A 17,560-nucleotide genomic window follows, 5' to 3' on the forward strand; every position below is an offset into this window, starting at 1 on the left:
GAGTCTCCGTGTCCGGTCAGCGGCCGTGTGCCAGCAAGAGGTATTGGGCAGCCGCCTGTTGCCATGCATCCGGTTCCATGCGCGAGCCGACCACCCCGACGTACCGGTCGACGACGACGTAGCACGCGAAGCGCGGGTACAGCTCGGGTGTGCTGCGAACACACGGCGTCGTCGGCAGGCCGGGTGGCGACTCGCTGGCGATCCATCCGTCGCGACGGAGGTTTTCGGTCAACGTTGTCGCCAGCTCCCGCGCTCGCGCATCGCTGCCCGCGCGGAGCACCACCGAGTCGTCCTGAGCGAAGAGATCGACCTCGCCGGTGTCGTAGGCACGCCGATCGGCCTCCGGGGCGGTCGAGAATCGCAGCATCGGAACCGGAGTGGACACGGCTGCGAGGCTGGGCAGGTCCTCCTCGCTCGGCAGTGTCCGGCCGAGTAGTCCATCGACATCGGCCGGAATCTCGTGCCAGTTCGCCGGGTCCACCGGTTCGTAGTCCGACAGCAACTCCACCTGCCGGGTGAGCAGCGGGCCCAGGAATGCCGACAGCGGAGCACCGTCGGGTTTCTCCTGCAAGTCGTGCTGCACCGTCGCCACGATGAGGAACTGGCGAAAGACGAACCAGCTGTGAACCGTAGCGGTGTCGTATTCGCCGTTGTAGACGAAATTCAGCGCCGTGGGGAAGTCGCGCAGCGGCGTCGATTCGACGGCCAGTACCGACCAGTAGTCGGCCCGGACACTCTCCGCCTGCTCGGCGCTCGCGTAGCGGAGCACCGTGAGTGTCGCTCGCAACCCGAGGCCGCTCGGCTGTTCCCCGCTGATCCGCAGGCCGATCTGCGGCCCCGGAAGGGTCGGGTCACTTCCCGTCGTCCCGCCGAGTTCGGTAGGACGACGGCTGGCGGTGTAGGTGTCCTCGTAGCGAACCCGGTTCCGGGTGAGTCGCGGGTCGATCTCGGACATCAACGGCATATGCCCGGCCAGGCGGACGATTTCCTGCGCTGCCCCCGTTGCCTCGGTGTGCTCGATGAACCGGGGCACGGTCGTATAGTTGCCCGGATCGAGAGCTTGCAGGTCGATCGGACTCCTGGCAGCGGGTGCTGTGGCGCATCCCGACAGCAGGACCATGACGACCAGGACCACGACGGTCGAGGCAGTTTTCATTCCGACCTCGCGATGATGGCGTACTGAGCCGAAATAGCTTGGTGCAGTGTCCATTCCGTCTTGGGATCGCCGTATCTGGTTCGCACCACCCCGACGTAGCGGCCGTAGACGACAACGCAGGAGAAGTAGGTGCCGTCCGGTCCCATCGAGTGTTTCGATTCGAAGCATCGAGCATCGACCAGTCGCGCAGGTGTGGGAACCGGCTGGTCGGTCGGCTCGGGCTCGGTCAACGCCAACTGGAGTCGAAAGGCCGCCGCGAGGTCTCGTGTCCGATAGACGATTCCCCCGTCGCGGGCGATGAGGTCGACCCCCGCGTCCGCGAACGCCGTCGCCGCCGCGGAGCTGTTTCGCTCCAGGTGCGCATGTGCGCGCGGCCCGTAGACCCCTGCCAGGTGCTGCCCGAAGCGGCCGTAGAGTCCGTCACCGCTTGGTAGCGCGGATTCCGCCAGCTCATCTGACAGCTCGGGAAGGCCGGGAATGTCGTCGGCGCGACTGGGGACGTACTCGTCGAGCAAGGTGAACTGCTTGTCGAGAATCCGTGCCGTCTGCGTCGCGAGCAGGCCCGCATCGGGGCCCGGGATGCGAATACGGGTGATGACCACATACTTTCCGTGCGCGGTGAAGGAGTCACCGAGTTCGTCATCGGCCGAGCCGAGCAGGGTCTGCGCCAGATCGGGGACCGGGATCGAGTGTTGGCCGGGCGTCTGGGCACTGGCAGCCGCAGCGAGCTCGGCCCCCACCGCGCGCGCCGCGTCTTCGTCGGGCAAGCGCAACACGCCGACGAAGATGGCCTTGCGGCCGCGCGGTGTGAAGGTTCCGCTCTGGTTGTAGTTCTGTCGTATGGTCAGCACGCCGCCGACTACCCGATGGCGGGCTGCCACGGCGGCAAAACCTGTGGGTAGATTCCTTGCGAACGCGTCGTCCTCGTCGGAGGCCTCACCGAATATCTCCGTGGTCTCCAGAATGTCGACCTCGGGATCGATGTCGGTCGGCTGGGCGAGGTAGGCCAGCATTCTTCGAGATTCGGCGCTGAACGCGTCCGCCTTGCGGCGGACAACGAGATTGTCGTTGCGCTGGGGAACTGTTCGGAATTTGCCGGTGGAGAGGGCGGAAAGCTCAGGAACTGTCATCACCGGAACGGCGCGCCCGGCGAGCTCGTGGTCGTCGACAGCTAGAGCGATCGCACCGCATGTCATCAGGATCGAGGTGGCAAGCAATGCGAGTGGCCGGGTGTGTCGCGGTGGCATCATCAGGCACCGACCAGCAGCATGTGTTGCGCCGCGATCATCTGCCGCAGCGTCGGGGTGTGCTTGCTCTTGGCCTTCACGACATGACGACCGACTCGAAACAGGCACACAGCCCCCGTAGCCGGGTACTGCGCGTCGAGGAAGCAGCCGATGTCGGCGGGGGTAGTGATCGGTGGCTCGGCGGAGTCCGCGTGCTGGTCCATCAGCCGCCGCTCCTCACTGAGCAGAGCCTGGGCCGCCTCTTCGGTCCGGGTGCGTGCCACCACGGTGTCGCCGATGGCGACCTGATCCACCTGAAAATGCGCGAGCGCGTCCGGACGGATGCGCTCGGAGTACTTGCCGCGGCCATACGACCACCAAGGCTCCCAGCCTCCGCGACCGGCGTACGCCCCCACATGCACGCGGTCGACAGGCCAGGCGGTCGGGTCGGCGTCCAGGGTGCGGCCGAACAGGCCCTCTGGGTCGAGTTCGATCGTTAGGAGTTTCTCCGAAGCCGTCGGCGCGAACTGGTCGAGCAGTGGTAGCTGCGCATCGAGCGTCCGCTCGACCTCGGCGGTGAGGCTCGGTAGATCCGGTGCCCGGCGTTCGTCGTCGAACTTGACGAACACGACGAATCTTTCGTGCGCGGTCCATGCCCCCAGCGACGAGACCCGCGGACGCCAGTGTGCGGCGGTCCCCGGGTAGCGGACGAGGTGGACGGGTTCGTTGTCGCGGTGGTAGGTGAAGTCGTCCCGCTCGAGGGTTGTCGCGACGGCGGCGGCGGACGCGGAATCGGGGAATTCCAGGACCGCGATCGTGAGCTGTCTGGATTTGTCGTTGTCGTCGGACCGGCTTGACCATTGCGTCCGACTGCCTGCCACGAGGTTGTGGGCGACAGTATCGAAGGTGTCGTTGACTACTACGTCGGCAAGGCCGGTCCCATCCAATACGACGTAACTTCGACGGCTCTCGACTTCATCGTTGATCACGTAGTCCGGATCGATCTCCGGCGGCAGCACGACCACATCCGCGAGGCGATGCGCTTCGCGAGTCCTGGCTTCCCTCAGGTTCTTCGCCGTACCGACAGTTCTCGGTTGCCATTGGAAGTTGCCGACCTCGGCTGGGGGCCGCTGCGTCGTGAGCGGACCGAGGGAGACGGCTCGATCACCGCCACACCCCCCGAGTGCCAGCGCGAGCGCGACCACGGCAGCGGTTTTCATCCAGCGCGCCGCTCGATTCGACATCGCCCCTCCCTTGTCGGCGCGTGCGCCGCGACCTCGCCCGCCAGCCGGGGCAGCTCGATTCAATTGCGTTTAATTAATGATCAAATAATGCCGCACGCGGCGGTGATCGGCAATGGGTATACGAGAAATTTTCATGTTGCTATGCTGTCGGAATGCCGGTCGGACGCGCGCAGTATCTCGGTGCGAAGGTGCACGAACGACGCAGGCAGCTGAACCTGACGATCAACGACGTCAAGCGTGCGGGTGGCCCGACCGGCCCGACCGTGGTCAAAGCCGAGGCCGGGCAGCTGGACGAGCCGCGACCGAGCACGCTGGCGAAGTTCGACCAGGCGCTGCGATGGACGGCTGGCAGTGCGGCAAGGATCTTCTGGGACGGGGAAGAGCCGACGCCCGTGCGTGAACCGGCGCTGCCGGTGCTGGATCCTGGTTCCGCTGAGGTCGCCCTCCCGGTGGAAGCGATGTTGCAGTTGCTGGGCACACAGCGTCGGCTCGCCGACTACGTCGACCGGCTCGATGCCGAATCGTCCGAGCTCGCAGCGATCAGTCTGAATCTCGACGAGCAGATCAGCGCCATCGTCGGATCGTTCGTGACCGATCTGCTCGAACGCAACCACGGGCGCGGCGAACTCGATGGCATACACCCGCTGTTGGAGTTCGCGTTCGGTGATCTGCTCGGCGGCAAGGGCGATGGTGCGGGAGAATCAGAGGAGCAGCTCTACCGGCGTTGGCTCGCGGGCAAGCGACCGCATCTGCCTCCCGATCTGGTGCGCCGATTCCAGGCGCGTCTGGACGACACACGCACGACTAGGACAGATCATGAATGACCAGCGATGCCCTACGACGGCCGAGCGGATCAACGAGTTGTTCGCGACCTTTCATCGCCGCTCCGAACCCGAGCGCAGCAACGATGACATCGCGGCACAGCTGTCGCTGATCGGAATCGAACTGACGGTGGCCGACCTCATCGGCCTGCGTTCGGGTGCGAAAGTGGCTTCGCCGGATGTATTGTCCGCCCTCGCACAGCTTTTCGGGGTCCCTGTCGCCTATCTCTGCGGGACCGAGATCGAGGCCATCGCGGTGCATCGGAAACTGTTGCTGCTGCGCAGTGTTCGCGACGCGGGTGTCGAGCGGCTGGCCTTGCGTGGATCCGTCGATTGTGACTCCGAGGTCATATCGGCGTACCTGTCCGATGTATTGGATCCGGCGTGAGGCAACCACGCCGACCCGATCCCGCGGTGCGAACGGTCCAGCGACTGGTCTCGTCGCTGCTCCTGCCGAGGCCGTGGAACCTCGCTGTTTTCGCCACGCAGATCGGTGATCTGATGGGAAAGCCCATCGAGCTCAGGCCGATTCGCGGTCTGTCGGCAGGCGGCCTGCCCTGCGGCGTGGTGCTCGAGAAGGTCGACTCGATCGTCATCGCCTACGAGGCGAACAGCACCGCGTATCACATCGAGCACATCGTGCTGCACGAGATCGGACATCTGCTACTCGACCACGCGGGTTGCTGCGCGGACAGATCCAAGCGAGCCACACTCGAGACCTTCTTCCCCGGCTTCGACCCCGACAGTGTCCTGCGGGTGCTCGAACGCACCGACTACGACGACAACGACGAGGCGCAAGCTGAACTCTTCGCCTCCTTGGTGATGGCCGAATCGCGGGTTCGGTGGGAGTCGGCCTGGGGGCGGGCGATTTTCCGAAGTTGAAGGGGCACTCGTATGCAGGTGGCAGCGGCGGGGATCGCCCTTCTGGCCGGTTCGATCTATCTCGTCCGTCTGCGTGTCTGCGCGACGACACCGTTGGACAATGCCTTCAATTTGCTCTTGGGGATGTCGGCGCTGCTCGTTGCGGCGCTCCATCCGGCGGTGTACCCGATCGGCTCCACCGCGCTTCCGGCGGTCCCGATGTGGATCGGGGTGGTGCTGATCGGTGTCACCCATGCGACGGTCAGCCTGACCAATTTGCAGATCGCCTGGCAGTCGGTCGTTCAGCAGAGGTCGACCGGACTCGTCGCCACGGTGTGGGGAGTTACCGTGGTCGCGACGATGTGCTGCGCCTTGGTCGCCGGTACACACGGTGATCGATGGCGCGGCTGGTGGGAGCTGGGTCTATGGCTGTCGCTGGCGCCGTTGGCGATGTGGGGTGGCTCAGCCGTGGGGCGAGTTTGTGTGGTACATCTGTCGCGACGGCCCCCTGTCCACGAGAAGGTTCTCTACTGGGCGTTGTTGGGAGCCCTGGTGGGCAGGTGGGGGCATCTCGCGGTCGCCGTCGGGACCGCGTGGTGGCGCGCTCGGCGAGGCGACAATGACATTTTGCGTGCCGTTTCCACCGCCAACACCTGGGTTGTCTACATGCTGACATTGTGGACGGCGGGGATGTTGGCCGTTGCACTGGCCGCTGTGCTGCTACGTCGGTACGGTCTGGATCGATGGTCGAGAGTTCATCGTCGGCTCCGCCCGCTGTGGTCCGATCTCATCGAGTCCTGTCCTGAGATCGTCCTTCGTTCGCCGACGGAGGGACGGCTTCTCGACGGCCGATTTCGAGTTCACCGCACGGTGATCGAGATCCGTGATTGTGTGCTGCTGCTGTCGGAATTCGCGACTCCCCATCCCGCATCTACGCAGGCTGCGATCGACGGCGCCGATGACCCTGCCCACCTCGATGTGGCGATTCGGTTGGCACGGGCGCGAACAGCGCGAAAAGCCGGGTCGCGTCCCGTCGGAGCAACGATGGCAACCCTGTCGCCGACAGCCGATTTGGCGGATGAACTCCGTCAGCTCACGCGGATCGCTCATGTCTGGCCGCACGCATGCGCACTGGTCGCTCGGGAGAAGACTGGCCGGACAACTGCTTCGGCGAGCGACTGACCTATCGTGCCGCACGCGCGGTGCCTTTCGGGTCTGTGCGCAGCTCAGTAGGTGGATGTGTCCGCCGACGCACCGATCAGGATGAGCACCGCCGCCAGTATGCCGATCAGCAGGGCGAAGGCCAGCATCACGGTGCCGATGATGCCCATGATGTACCCCGCGTACACCTGCGACCGGCCGCCGACGGTCCCGTTCGACGCGTCGATCTCGGCCAGCGTCGATTTGCCCTTCAACCACGCGAACGGCGCGCAGAGGCCGCAGAACGCCACCCCGAGCACGCCGAGCACCATGACCAGGGTCGCCTGCGGATGGTCCGGTGGACGGAAGTAGCCGCCCTGCGGAGGCATCGGATAACTCATAGGCCGCATGGTATCCGGATCATCCGCCCTGCTCGGTCAGCATCGGGCGATCCGGTTCCGGTTCGGGATCGAGCGAGGGCAGCGCGACCAGCGGGCTACCCCGGCGCAGGGTGCGCTGCCAGCGCAGCGGGTCGTAGACGGCCGGTTCGGTCTCCTCGATGAACTGCCGGATGAGCGCAACGAACCGGTCGGGATCGAAGTGGTGCGGGAAATGTCCTGCCCCCGTGAATATTTCGATCCGGCTGCCGGGGAAGGCGAGATGCGCGCGGGTGGCGTGTCCCGAGGGGATCACGGTGTCGCGTGTGCCGCCGACGACCAGGGTGGGCAGATGGGCGGCGAGGTAACCGCGATCGAGCATGGTGATGGTCTGCCCGCGCCGGTCGGCCGCGGCGCGGATGGTGCGAAGGAAGGCGTTGCGGGCGCCCGACTCGGCCAGGCCGCCGTACAGACGCAGGACGTATTCGGCGTCGGGACCGAGCCCGAGCCCACCGATCGCCGTGACCAGCGGAATCGCGGCCCGCACCGCCGTGCGCACCGGCCAGCTGGTGACGGCCATCAGCGCGGGGCCCGCCCCGGCGAGAGTGGCCAGCCGGAACGCCGGGTGCACGCCCGCGCCCATGCCCGCCGGACAGACCAGCGCGATCCGCTCGACCTTCTCCGGGAACTGGTAGGCGAACTGCATGGCGACCCCGCCGCCGAGCGAATGCCCGACCACGCTCACCCGCTCGACGCCGAGCACGCTGAGCAGGTCGCGCATGCCGTTGGCATAGGCGGCCACCGCGTAGTCGGCACGTGGTTTGGCGGATTCACCGTGCCCGAGCAGGTCGGGTGCGATCACCGTGTAGTGCTCGGCGAGCGCGTCGAACACCGGCGCCCAGGTTCCCGAACTGTCGGTGATGCCGTGGATGAGCAGCACCGGCGGACCGGTCCCGGCCATCCGATACGCACGCCGATAGCCGTGCACCTCGACGAACCGCACATTCCCGTTCATCAACGAAGCGTGCGCGCGGGGTGTTGCCACCCGACGACATGTGGGTAAGCGGCATGTGACACCGCGTAGCAGCTACGCGCGGGGTGAAGTCAGGTCAGGCGGATTTCCGCGGCGGCGCGGCCGAAGAGCTTGCGCCCCTCCGACGTGCCGCTCAACAGGACGGTGGCCGCCCGACGGTCGGTGTCGACCGACTTGACCTTGCCGGAGAACTGGATCTCGCCCGCCGCGGTCGGCGGAACCGGGACGAAACCGGAGAAGCGCACGCTCAGCTTCTCGATCGCGGTCGGGTCGCCGAGCCAGTCCGTGAGGTACTGGGCGGCCAGGCCCATGGTGAGCAGGCCGTGGGCGACAACCGTCGGCAGGCCCGCGAGCTCGGCGGCGCGGTCGCTGAAGTGGATCGGGTTCGGGTCGCCCGAGACGCCCGCGTAATTGGCCAGGTCGCCCCGGGTGACGCGCGCGGTGGCGACCGGCAACTCCATACCCTTGGTCAGCGATTCGAACGCGGGAGCGGTGTGCACGGGCACGAACTCGCGCGGCGGCACGACGGGCGCGGGACCGGTGCGGCGGATCAGCAGCTCGTCGGCGATGCCGGTGTCGCCGGGGCGCGGATGCATGCTGATGTTCTCGACGGCCTCGACGATATTGGGGTCGACCTCGACACCACGGCGGGCGACGATGGTCGTCGTCCCCTGCACCGCCACCTGGTCGTGCTGGTTCACCAGCTTGAACCCGACATTGACGAAGTCGTTGTCGGCGAACTGCCGGATCGACTCGATCTCGATCTCCGTGCGGATGCGGTCCCCGGCCAGCATCGGCTGGAAGATCTCGAACACCTGGTCGGTCTGTAGCACTTGCGACAGGTCGTACTCGGTGAGTACACCGTCGAGCAGGGCGCGAGTGGCACTCATCCCGATCACCGACGCGAAGGTCGGCGGTGCGATCACCGCGTCGTAGCCGAGCTTGCGGGCGTCGACTTCGTGCTGGTGCGCGAGGTGCGTGTTCTGCACCGCCCGGGCGAATTCGCGGATCTTCTCGCGTCCCACCTCGTAGTGATCGCGGAATCCGAAGCGCTGGCCCACCAGCGTCGCCTCCGGGACCACAGCATCGATGTCCGGCTGCGACGTTGTGTGTTCCGTGCTCATGATCCGAAAAATGATACGGGGTGCACAGCGCCCGAGACCAGTTATGTGTGACCCGTCATAGCGTCTCTGACCGGCGCTACGACGGGTCACCAAGGGTTCAGGGGGCTGCTGTGGGGTCGCACACCTTCCAACCGTCGCCGGTGTTCTGCAGGTCGAAGGTGCGCGCGGTGCGCTTGGACTCCGCCGCTGTGTACACGGTGGCCTCGGCCAGCGCCGTGTCGTCGGTGATCCGCACCGCGTTCACGCTGTCAACCACCGGAATCGAGCCCTGCTCGGTCGAGAGCTGATGCACGCCCTGGAACTGCTCGGCACTGATGCCCTGGTAGAAGTCGTGCAGCTGCCCGCAGGTGGTCGACCGCAGGGTGTTCAGGTCGCCCTCGCGCAATGCGTCGGTGTACTCGCCGATCGCCGCCCGCACCTGGCCCTCGGGCGAATTGTCGCCGGTCGTCATCAACACCGCACCAACGATCACCGCGACGACGAGCACCGCCGCCCCCGCCACGAGCAGCAGCAACCGCTTCGACCGCCCCGGCGTGGACGCCTTCGATTCCTGCTGTGGGGCAGCTCCCTGCTGACCCGGCTCGATCCGCTGCGGCGGTGCCACCTGCCGTTGCCCGTCGGCCAGATGATGTGCGGGCCTGGTCGGCTGGATATCAGCGGGCGAGGGCGCACCGGGCCCCTGCCCACGGGATACGCCCGGGCCCGGAGGCGCCGATGGACGAGTGTCTTCGACACCGAGCCCTTGCTGCAGATTGCCAGCGCCTGCTCGCGCACCCGGCCCCTGCTGACCTCGGTCGCCCGGTCCGTGCTGACCGGGAGCACCTGGTCCCTGTTGTCCGGGAGCGCCTGGCGCCTGCTGTCCGGGGACGCCCGGGTCCTGTTGTCCGGGAGCGCCCGCGTCCTGCTGGCTGGCAACGCCTGGCCCCTGTTGGCGAGGAGCGCCTGGCGCCTGTTGTCCGAGGGCACCTGGGCCCTTCGGGTTGGCAACGCCTGGTCCCTGTCGGCCGGGAGCGCCTGGGCCGTGTCGGTTGGAAGCGCCTGGTCCCTGTTGGCCAGGGAAGTCCGGTCCCTGCTGGCCAGGGGCGGCTGGTCCCCGCTGGCCGGGAGCACCCGGACCCTGGAGCCCGCGCGGAGTGCCCGGGCCCTGCTGCCCTGCCGGACGCGTCTCCTCGACACCCGGCCCCTGCGCCCCCTGCTGCCCGGCTTGCCGGGGCCCCGCAGGCCCGCGTGGCGTACTCGGCGGCGGCGTCACGGCCCGCCCACCGACGACCCGATCCGTACCCCGCTGCACCGGCATGGTGGTCGTCGGCGCATCCGCGGGGTTGACCACCCGCATGGCGACGGTCTTGTCCTCACCCCCGAAATCATCGGGGACGGAAGAGCTCTCACCCTTCTTCAACAACCCACCGCCCGCACCGGCGGCCGCCGCACCCCCGACCACCTCGTCGCCGGAACCACCCTGCCGATCCTGAGGCCGCGAGCCACCCCCTTGCCGCCCGGAACTCGTCGAAAACCGTTCCGTCGCATCCGTACCGTTCGAATCCCCCTCGGACACAGCTGATTCGGGACGACCCGTCTGATTCCCTCCGGCGTCGTCCGCCCCGCCGCGACCGCCTCGGCCGGTATCAGCACCGCCGACGCTCTGCCCAGCGTCGCCCACACCGGCGTTCGCTTCACTGCGACCGCCTCGGTCGGCACCGGCGCCGCCACCCTGTCCGGTGTTTGTCACACCGCCGTTCGCTCCGCCGCGACCGCCTGGGTCGGTGTCGGCACCGCCACCGTGCCCGGCGCCGATCGCACCGGCTTTTGCTCCGCCGTGGCCGCTTCGGACGGTGTCGGCCTCGCTCCATCCGGCGTCGGTCGCACCAGCGTTCGCTCCGCCGTCGCCGCTTCGGCTTGTGTCGGCGGGCCCGCCGTGCCTGGCGTCGGTTGCACCGGCGTCCGCTCCGCCATGGTTACTGCGGCTGGTGTCGGCGCCGCCGCCGACCCACCCAGCGCTGGTCGCGTCGGCCTTCCCGGCGCCGCTACCGGTCCGGCTGGTGCCAGCGCCGCTGTCACCACCCGCCCCGGCGTCGACCGCACCGGCCGTGGCCCCACCGCTACTGCTGTGGCTGGTGTCGGCCCGTCCGGCGCCGCCCCGTCCGGAATCCGTGCTCCCTGCCGTTTCGCCGCTGCTCGAGGCCGCGGCCGCCGAAGCGGCGGAATCGCTTGTCGCCGAATCGTTTCGGGCCTCGGCCGATTTCGCAACCACGTGACCGGCACCCGCCGACTGGTCGCGTTCCGTGCCGACGGTCGGAACGTCGGTCGCCGCGCCCGCAGTCCCACCTTGCTCACCGCGTGCTGTGGTTGACGGCTCACGTCCGGGAATTCTCATCGCGGTTGTCGGTGCATCGGACCCGCCCAGATTCTGGGCAGCCCGCTGCGCATCTCGGGAATCTCCGGGCGCCCCAGTTGTTTCGCCAGGCAGACCTGTCGACAACCCGGCCAACGGCGAACCACCCGCCTCCGCCCCGGAGCTCTGCTTTCCACCGAACCCGCGACCTTGTCCCGCCGCCGAACCCTGCTCACGACCTTGCCCGGCCGCCGCGCCTTGCCCGGCCGCCGCGCCCTGCCCGGCCCTCGGACCTTGCCCGGCCGTCGGACCCTGCTCACGTCCGCCAGGTCCGTTCGCCGCCCGTGCGACCGGAGCGGCACGCCCTGGTCCCGATTGATTCATCGGCCTGTCTGCTTGGTTCGCGTCGGAAACGTTGGGCCCGTTGGGTTCTGGAGCGCTGTCGGGCCGACTGACGGCCGGTGCGCCAGCCGCGTTCGACGGTTGACCGAATGGTGCGCGGCCCGGGCGGGATCCACCAGAAGGGTTGGGGCCGTTGGGTGTCGGAGCGTGAGGGAGACGTCCGCCCGCGACGGTGGGTTCGTCGGCACCTGGTGCAGCAGCGTGGTCGTTCTGTCCCGGTCCTCCCGAGGGCCGTCCCGCAGCACCTGGCGCACCGCTCGCTCCCGACGTGTTGCCCGGACGTTCCGCGCCGGGGTCGCCGGAACCACGGACCGCAGCGCCACCCGGCGCCATCGGACTCACGTCATGAGGAGGGCGATTGCCTGGCCCAACAGGTTGCCGCAGACCGGAGCCACCGCCTCGTTGCCCCGCCGGACCCTGCTGCGAGTCGGAAGGCTGCCCGGCGGGACCCCGCTGGGAACCGACCGCCTGCGGCCCGCCTGGACCCTGCCGAAGGCCGGAGACCTGCTGTCCGGCCGGGTCTCGACGCGCGCCAGGAGAGTGCCCGGCCGAGTTTTGCCGGGAGCCGCCCGCCTGCTGCCCCGTCGGATCCTGCTGGGGACCGCGCACCGACGGCTCGGCAGGCCCTTGTCGGGGACTGGCAACCGACTGCCCGGGACCTTGCGGGGAGCCTGCGGCTGACGGTCCGGCGGGACCATGCGGGGAGCCTGCAACTGACGGCCCGGGACCTTGCTGAGGACCAGCGGCCGAGCGCCCGCCTCCCCCCTGACTGCCAGCGGACTGACCACCCCCACCCGACGCAGGCCGGAAGCCCGGCCCGTACGACCGCCCCGCCCCCTGGTCACCCGGCAACTCACCGCGCCGGATGACAACGGTCTCCGAGGTTCCGGCGGTTGCCCGTTCCGGCTCGGTCACCGCGTGGGGCGCCGATTTCGGTGCTTCGGAACCCGGGCGGGGCGACTCGTCGGGTGACGGGTCGGCGTCAGGGTGTGTCCCGGCCCCACCGGGACCACGGTCCTCGGCTGCTGGGTTGTTCTCGTCGGTCGGGTCGGACACCTAGTACCCCTCGCTCAGGCTCGAACGTTGAACTCCCGCCCAGCCTAATGCGCGGCGCGCGGGGGAGTTCGTCGATCACCCGTGGCGGGGTGGGCGGGCGTGGCGGTGCACAATGAACCCATGACCTCCTTCGGTGACCTGCTCGGACCGCAGCCGGTCCTCCTTCCTGAACTGATCGACGCCGAGGACGCCATCGCGGCGGGCACCGACCCCGTGAAGGTCGCCGCCGATCATCCGGCCGCGTCGATCGCGTGGGCCCAGCTCGCCGAGGCGGCGCTCACGCGCAGCAACGGCGAGGTCGACCACGACACCGTCGCCGCCTACGCCTTCGCGCGCACCGGCTACCACCGCGGCCTCGACCTGTTGCGCCGCAACGGCTGGAAGGGTTTCGGCCCGGTGCCGTGGTCGCACGAACCCAACCAGGGTTTCCTGCGCAGCGTCGGCGCGCTGGCCCGGGCCGCACAGGTGATCGGTGAGACCGAGGAGTACGCCCGCTGCCTCGACCTGCTCGAGGACTGCGACCCCAACGCCGCGACCGAACTCGGGCTCGGCTAGCCGGTCGCCGGTCGCAGGTGAGCGAGCACAGGCCGTTCGTCGAGGTCGCTACGCCCGTCGTAGCGGCCGCGAAGGTGAGCACGGTCGGCCGGTTCCGCGCGTCGGTCGAGCGGTTGCGGTTGTCCGCGATCCCGATCATCCAGTGCGCGCTCGGTGCCGCGCTGGCGTGGTTCATCGCCCACGACGTGATCGGCCATATCGACCCGTTCTTCGCCCCCACCGCCGCCGTGGTGTCGATCGGTATCTCCTTCGGCGCACGGATCCGCCGCTCGGTGGAGCTGGTCGTCGGTGTCGCGGTCGGGATCGGGATCGGTGACCTGTTCATCGCCCAGGTCGGCACCGGGGTGTGGCAGGTGGCGTTGGTCGTCGCCGGTGCGATGGCGGTATCGGTGTTCCTCGACAGCGGCGCGATCCTGACGATTCAGGCGGCCGGTTCGGCGGTGCTCGTTTCCACGTTGAACCAGGCACCGGGCGCGGGTCCGTCCCGCATGATCGACGCGCTCGTCGGTGGTCTCGTCGGTGTGCTGATGGTGGCCGCCATCCCCCTGCACCCGGTGCGCCGCGCCCGCGAACACGCCGCCGGGGTGCTGGACGTGATGAGCAAGTCGATGACCGAATGCGCCGACGGCCTGCTGGAGCAGAACGCGGAAAAGGTGCACGACGCCCTCACCTCGGTGCGCGCCACCCAGGGCCAGATCGACGGACTGCGCTCCGCGCTCGAGGGTGGGCGCGAGGTGAGCCGCATTTCCCCGCTGTACTGGAACTCGCGAAAACGCCTGGCCCGCATCCGCGCCACCGCCGACCCGCTCGACAACGCCGTGCGCAACACCCGTGTGCTGCTGCGCCGTTCGCTCACCCTCGTCCGCGACGACGAGGTGCTCGACCCGCGCCTGATCGACCTGCTCCGTCAGCTCGGCGGCGCCACCGACGTGGTGCGCAAGATGATGCTCGCCGACCCCGGCGAGCAACCCGACCAGGCCGAGGCGGCCCGCTGCCTGCGCAGCGTCGCCAAGAACGCGCGCCCGGAACTCGTTGTCGGCGCGGGCCTTTCCGCGCACGTGGTGTTCGCCCAGATCCGGTCGATCGTGGTCGACCTGATGGTGGTGTGCGGCATGCAACGCATCTCCGCGATCGCGCTGCTGCCGCCGACCGTGCCGAATCCGTATGTCCCGCCGGAGGACTGACCAAGGCTGTCAGTACCAGAAGCGGGTCAACCGGCTGCCGTTGCCCGCCCAATACTGCGGGATACCGGAAATATCGAACAACAAGTACACGGCTTCGAAGAACACCCGGCTGAGCGGGGTGAAGAAGATGACGGCGAAAAGGATCAACATGCCGTACGGCTTGAACTGTTCGAGCGAGCGCCGCGTCTGGTAGCTCAGCGAGGGCTCGATGATCCCGTACCCGTCGAGGCCCGGCACCGGAAGAATATTCAGCAGAAACGCTGTGAGCTGCAGGAAAGCCAGGAAACTCAGTCCGAACCAGAAGGCGGCGTGTTCGGTGGCCGAACCCATCGCGCGGATCACGATCAGCAGCACGATCGCGCACAGCAGATTCGAGAACGGGCCGACCGCGCTCACCAAACGCTGTATGCCCGAACGGAATCGGGTGGTGTCCAGATAAACCGCGCCACCCGGCAGACCGATCCCACCCAGCGCGATGAACAACAGCGGCAAGACGATCGACAACACCGGATGGCTGTACTTCAGCGGATTGAGCGTGAGATAACCACGTGCCTCCACATCGTGATCACCGGCCCGCCACGCCACATAGGCGTGCGCGAATTCGTGCAGGCACAGGCTCACGATCCAGCCGAACACCACCAGCACGAACACGCCGACCTTGGCGCGCACCGAGGACACGTCGGCGTCCCAGGCCAGCGCGCCACCGAGCACGGTGACGGCAACGATCAGCAGAAAGACCGGGCTCGGCCGCACCGCGCCCCTGGTGTTGTTCGGAAAGGAGTAACTCATCGCACCAGCAGCCAGGGTTGTTCGAAACGGTAGAAAGTCGAGCGGGGGACGGTGCGTTCGGTGGTGATCCCGTCGCGCATCACGACCGCGCCGGGTGTGCCGAGCTGGGCGGCGCGTCCGGCCACCCAGCGGCGCTTGCGAAGGCCCTTGCGCACCCGCGCCCGCACGCCAGGCATCGCCATCGTCGGGGAGATCAGCATGGTCTTCACCGTCCCGGTGAACAGCAAGGTGTCGTCGACATAGGCCTCGCCCTCCAGCTTCGCGCCCTCGACGCCGGTGATGCACGCCCGGCCGACCAGCACCGTGCCGGTGTCGTCACGGATCAGCGGTGTCTCGACGGCCCGGCCGTCCAGTGCGGCCTTGGCGGCCGCGTTGCCGGTACCGGTCTGATAGACCCGCGAGGCGTAGGTGGTCTCGACCGGCACATAGCCGATCTCCACATGCAGTCGTTCGGTGCGCATCAGATGGGTGAGCACGCACGCGAGACCGGCGTCGTCACCGAGCACGATCAGCCGGGGCAGGCTGTCGGCGGCCAGCACCGGTAGCAGCTCGTCGATCACGGCGACGTCGGGTAACCGGTCGGTCTGGGTGGTCGGGAGTGAGGCGAGAGCGATCGGGACCGGCAGGTCACCACATCGGAGAACGTGGGTACTCAAACTGCGGTACACCCTCCTCGGTCGGGTCGACGGTGTGTCGCCCATGAGCGCGGCAATCCCCCTGCCGGCAAGTAACCGTAACCGATGATGGCACGCCCGCCGGGCGCGGGTCGGGGCCGCTGGACGGGGCGCACGGGGGTGGTCGGCTAGACTGTGTCTCCGGCCACCGCCTCAGTACGGCAGGTAGCTGCAGTACAAGCGTGCTGCTGTCGATCTGTAGGAGACTCCGAAATGCCGGCTATCGTCCTCATCGGCGCCCAGTGGGGCGACGAGGGTAAGGGCAAAGCTACCGATCTGCTCGGTGAGCGGTTGCAGTGGGTAGTCCGTTATCAGGGCGGCAACAACGCCGGTCACACGGTGGTGCTCCCCAACGGTGACAAGTTCGCACTGCACCTGATCCCGTCCGGCATCCTCACCCCCGGTGTGAAGAACGTCATCGGCAACGGCGTCGTGGTCGATCCCGGTGTGCTGCTCGAGGAACTCGCCGGGCTGGAGGAGCGCGGCGTCGACACCTCCGGTCTGCTGCTCTCGGCCGACGCGCACCTGATCATGCCGTACCACGTGGCCATCGATAAGGTCACCGAACGCTTCCTCGGCAATCGCAAGATCGGCACCACCGGTCGCGGCATCGGCCCCTGCTACCAGGACAAGGTCGCCCGCGTCGGTGTCCGCGTGGCGGATGTGCTCGACGAGAAGATCCTCACCCAGAAGGTCGAGGCCGCACTGGAATTCAAGAACCAGGTGCTGGTGAAGATCTACAACCGCCGCGCGCTCGACCCGCAGCAGGTGGTGGACGAGGTGCTCGCGCAGGCCGAGTCGTTCAAGCACCGCATCTCCGACACCCGCCTCGAACTGAACCTGGCGCTCGAGCGCGGCGAGACGGTGCTGCTCGAGGGCTCGCAGGGCACCCTGCTCGACGTCGACCACGGCACCTATCCGTTCGTCACCTCCTCGAACCCGACCGCGGGTGGTGCCGCGGTGGGTTCGGGCATCGGCCCGAACAAGATCGACACGGTGCTCGGCATCCTCAAGTGCTACACCACCCGCGTCGGCTCGGGCCCCTTCCCGACCGAGCTGTTCGACAACTTCGGTGAGTTCCTGGCCAAGAACGGCGGCGAGGTGGGTGTCACCACCGGTCGCGCCCGCCGCTGCGGTTGGTTCGACGCGGTGATCAGCCGGTACGCCACCCGCGTCAACGGTGTCACCGACTACTTCCTCACCAAGCTGGACGTGCTGTCCGGTCTGGACACGGTGCCGATCTGCGTGGCGTACGAGATCGACGGCGAGCGGGTCGAGCAGATGCCGACCACACAGACCGAGTTCCACCACGCCAAGCCGATCTATGAGGAGATGCCCGGGTGGTGGGAGGACATCTCCGCCGCTCGCACCTTCGAGGATCTGCCCGCGAACGCGCAGGCGTATGTGCTTCGGCTGGAAGAGCTTTCGGGTGCGCGGATCTCGTGCATCGGGGTTGGTCCGGGGCGTGACCAGACGATCGTTCGACACGACGTGCTGGCTTGAGTTCGGTTTGAGGGGTCCGGCGCCACTTCGGTGGTGCCGGACCTTTTTGTGTTGCGCCCAAATGGTATTGGGCTGTGTTTGTT

Annotated in this window: 17 protein-coding genes; 8 read left to right on the top strand and 9 right to left on the bottom strand. The window is 67.9% G+C overall.

Annotated features, from left to right (window positions below; all coding sequences use genetic code 11):
* Nucleotides 1-16: 16 nt before the first annotated feature.
* The 3 genes from NC7_RS03750 to NC7_RS03760 form a co-directional block, all read right to left on the bottom strand.
* Nucleotides 17-1,156, bottom strand: a complete 1,140-nt coding sequence (locus NC7_RS03750) for a DUF7373 family lipoprotein (RefSeq protein ID WP_067978779.1) — start codon at nt 1,154-1,156, stop codon at nt 17-19.
* Entirely contained in the window at nt 1,153-2,286 is a 1,134-nt protein-coding gene (locus tag NC7_RS03755) for a DUF7373 family lipoprotein (protein WP_157101829.1), read from the bottom strand. The genes NC7_RS03750 and NC7_RS03755 overlap by 4 nt, the downstream gene beginning before the upstream one ends.
* A 119-nt stretch (nt 2,287-2,405) precedes the next feature.
* Nucleotides 2,406-3,626 carry a DUF7373 family lipoprotein gene (locus tag NC7_RS03760; protein WP_157101830.1) on the bottom strand — a complete coding sequence of 407 codons (1,221 nt, stop codon included), beginning with the start codon at nt 3,624-3,626 and terminating at the stop codon, nt 2,406-2,408.
* A 152-nt stretch (nt 3,627-3,778) separates the two neighbouring features.
* Here NC7_RS03760 and NC7_RS03765 point away from each other — a divergent pair, with 152 nt between their 5' ends.
* The 4 genes from NC7_RS03765 to NC7_RS03780 are packed head-to-tail and all read left to right on the top strand — an operon-like array spanning nt 3,779 to nt 6,490.
* Nucleotides 3,779-4,450: a helix-turn-helix domain-containing protein gene (locus tag NC7_RS03765; protein WP_067978792.1), complete on the top strand. Its 672-nt coding sequence runs from the start codon at nt 3,779-3,781 to the stop codon at nt 4,448-4,450.
* Nucleotides 4,443-4,835: a hypothetical protein gene (locus tag NC7_RS03770; RefSeq protein WP_157101831.1), complete on the top strand. Its 393-nt coding sequence runs from the start codon at nt 4,443-4,445 to the stop codon at nt 4,833-4,835. The genes NC7_RS03765 and NC7_RS03770 overlap by 8 nt, the downstream gene beginning before the upstream one ends.
* Nucleotides 4,832-5,329, top strand: coding sequence for a hypothetical protein (locus NC7_RS03775; RefSeq protein ID WP_067978798.1), 498 nt, complete (start codon nt 4,832-4,834; stop codon nt 5,327-5,329). Before NC7_RS03770 ends, NC7_RS03775 begins: the two co-directional genes overlap by 4 nt.
* 12 nt (nt 5,330-5,341) lie before the next feature.
* Nucleotides 5,342-6,490 carry a DUF6545 domain-containing protein gene (locus NC7_RS03780; protein WP_067978801.1) on the top strand — a complete coding sequence of 383 codons (1,149 nt, stop codon included), beginning with the start codon at nt 5,342-5,344 and terminating at the stop codon, nt 6,488-6,490.
* A gap of 44 nt (nt 6,491-6,534) precedes the next feature.
* On the opposite strand, the gene NC7_RS03785 is transcribed toward NC7_RS03780, so the two are convergent.
* The 4 genes from NC7_RS03785 to NC7_RS03800 all read right to left on the bottom strand — a co-directional run bounded on the left by NC7_RS03785 (nt 6,535) and on the right by NC7_RS03800 (nt 9,586).
* A complete protein-coding gene (locus NC7_RS03785; RefSeq protein WP_067978804.1) occupies nt 6,535-6,849 on the bottom strand; it encodes a hypothetical protein in 315 nt (104 codons plus the stop codon).
* Nucleotides 6,850-6,868: 19 nt separating this feature from the next.
* Entirely contained in the window at nt 6,869-7,840 is a 972-nt protein-coding gene (locus tag NC7_RS03790) for an alpha/beta fold hydrolase (protein ID WP_067978807.1), read from the bottom strand.
* Between the two features lie 89 nt (nt 7,841-7,929).
* The gene (locus tag NC7_RS03795) at nt 7,930-8,982 is read right to left on the bottom strand and encodes a fused (3R)-hydroxyacyl-ACP dehydratase subunits HadA/HadB (RefSeq protein WP_067978809.1); all 1,053 of its coding nucleotides are present in this window, start codon (nt 8,980-8,982) and stop codon (nt 7,930-7,932) included.
* A gap of 97 nt (nt 8,983-9,079) precedes the next feature.
* Nucleotides 9,080-9,586: an Rv0361 family membrane protein gene (locus NC7_RS03800; protein WP_157101832.1), complete on the bottom strand. Its 507-nt coding sequence runs from the start codon at nt 9,584-9,586 to the stop codon at nt 9,080-9,082.
* Nucleotides 9,587-10,949: 1,363 nt separating this feature from the next.
* Here NC7_RS03800 and NC7_RS03810 point away from each other — a divergent pair.
* The 3 genes from NC7_RS03810 (at nt 10,950) to NC7_RS03825 (ending at nt 14,511) form a co-directional block, all read left to right on the top strand.
* Nucleotides 10,950-11,237: a hypothetical protein gene (locus tag NC7_RS03810; RefSeq protein ID WP_067978817.1), complete on the top strand. Its 288-nt coding sequence runs from the start codon at nt 10,950-10,952 to the stop codon at nt 11,235-11,237.
* A gap of 1,655 nt (nt 11,238-12,892) precedes the next feature.
* Nucleotides 12,893-13,327: a DUF3151 domain-containing protein gene (locus NC7_RS03820; RefSeq protein ID WP_067978842.1), complete on the top strand. Its 435-nt coding sequence runs from the start codon at nt 12,893-12,895 to the stop codon at nt 13,325-13,327.
* A 74-nt stretch (nt 13,328-13,401) separates the two neighbouring features.
* Nucleotides 13,402-14,511, top strand: coding sequence for an FUSC family protein (locus tag NC7_RS03825; protein WP_067978844.1), 1,110 nt, complete (start codon nt 13,402-13,404; stop codon nt 14,509-14,511).
* A 9-nt stretch (nt 14,512-14,520) separates the two neighbouring features.
* Here NC7_RS03825 and NC7_RS03830 read toward each other — a convergent pair whose 3' ends face one another.
* Both NC7_RS03830 and NC7_RS03835 read right to left on the bottom strand, forming a co-directional pair.
* Nucleotides 14,521-15,300, bottom strand: a complete 780-nt coding sequence (locus NC7_RS03830) for a site-2 protease family protein (RefSeq protein ID WP_067978824.1) — start codon at nt 15,298-15,300, stop codon at nt 14,521-14,523.
* On the bottom strand, nt 15,297-15,956 hold the full coding sequence (locus NC7_RS03835; RefSeq protein ID WP_236573136.1) for a hypothetical protein: 660 nt from the start codon (nt 15,954-15,956) through the stop codon (nt 15,297-15,299). The genes NC7_RS03830 and NC7_RS03835 overlap by 4 nt, the downstream gene beginning before the upstream one ends.
* A 231-nt stretch (nt 15,957-16,187) precedes the next feature.
* On the opposite strand from NC7_RS03835, the gene NC7_RS03840 reads away from it, so the two are divergent.
* Nucleotides 16,188-17,477, top strand: coding sequence for an adenylosuccinate synthase (locus NC7_RS03840; RefSeq protein WP_067484365.1), 1,290 nt, complete (start codon nt 16,188-16,190; stop codon nt 17,475-17,477).
* Nucleotides 17,478-17,560 lie beyond the last annotated feature (83 nt).

Origin of the sequence: Nocardia caishijiensis NBRC 108228, from assembly GCF_001612825.1 — a bacterium.
GTDB classification, from domain to species: Bacteria; Actinomycetota; Actinomycetes; order Mycobacteriales; family Mycobacteriaceae; genus Nocardia; species Nocardia caishijiensis.

Excerpts from the sequence above, each read along its gene's own strand:
- NC7_RS03785 (WP_067978804.1), bottom strand. The coding sequence starts at position 6,849 with ATGAGTTATCCGATGCCTCCGCAGGGCGGCTACTTCCGTCCACCGGAC.
- NC7_RS03780 (WP_067978801.1), top strand. The coding sequence starts at position 5,342 with ATGCAGGTGGCAGCGGCGGGGATCGCCCTTCTGGCCGGTTCGATCTAT.
- NC7_RS03765 (WP_067978792.1), top strand. The coding sequence starts at position 3,779 with ATGCCGGTCGGACGCGCGCAGTATCTCGGTGCGAAGGTGCACGAACGA.
- NC7_RS03760 (WP_157101830.1), bottom strand. The coding sequence starts at position 3,626 with ATGTCGAATCGAGCGGCGCGCTGGATGAAAACCGCTGCCGTGGTCGCG.
- NC7_RS03770 (WP_157101831.1), top strand. The coding sequence starts at position 4,443 with ATGAATGACCAGCGATGCCCTACGACGGCCGAGCGGATCAACGAGTTG.
- NC7_RS03755 (WP_157101829.1), bottom strand. The coding sequence starts at position 2,286 with ATGACAGTTCCTGAGCTTTCCGCCCTCTCCACCGGCAAATTCCGAACA.
- NC7_RS03795 (WP_067978809.1), bottom strand. The coding sequence starts at position 8,982 with ATGAGCACGGAACACACAACGTCGCAGCCGGACATCGATGCTGTGGTC.
- NC7_RS03750 (WP_067978779.1), bottom strand. The coding sequence starts at position 1,156 with ATGAAAACTGCCTCGACCGTCGTGGTCCTGGTCGTCATGGTCCTGCTG.
- NC7_RS03830 (WP_067978824.1), bottom strand. The coding sequence starts at position 15,300 with ATGAGTTACTCCTTTCCGAACAACACCAGGGGCGCGGTGCGGCCGAGC.
- NC7_RS03790 (WP_067978807.1), bottom strand. The coding sequence starts at position 7,840 with ATGAACGGGAATGTGCGGTTCGTCGAGGTGCACGGCTATCGGCGTGCG.
- NC7_RS03820 (WP_067978842.1), top strand. The coding sequence starts at position 12,893 with ATGACCTCCTTCGGTGACCTGCTCGGACCGCAGCCGGTCCTCCTTCCT.
- NC7_RS03840 (WP_067484365.1), top strand. The coding sequence starts at position 16,188 with ATGCCGGCTATCGTCCTCATCGGCGCCCAGTGGGGCGACGAGGGTAAG.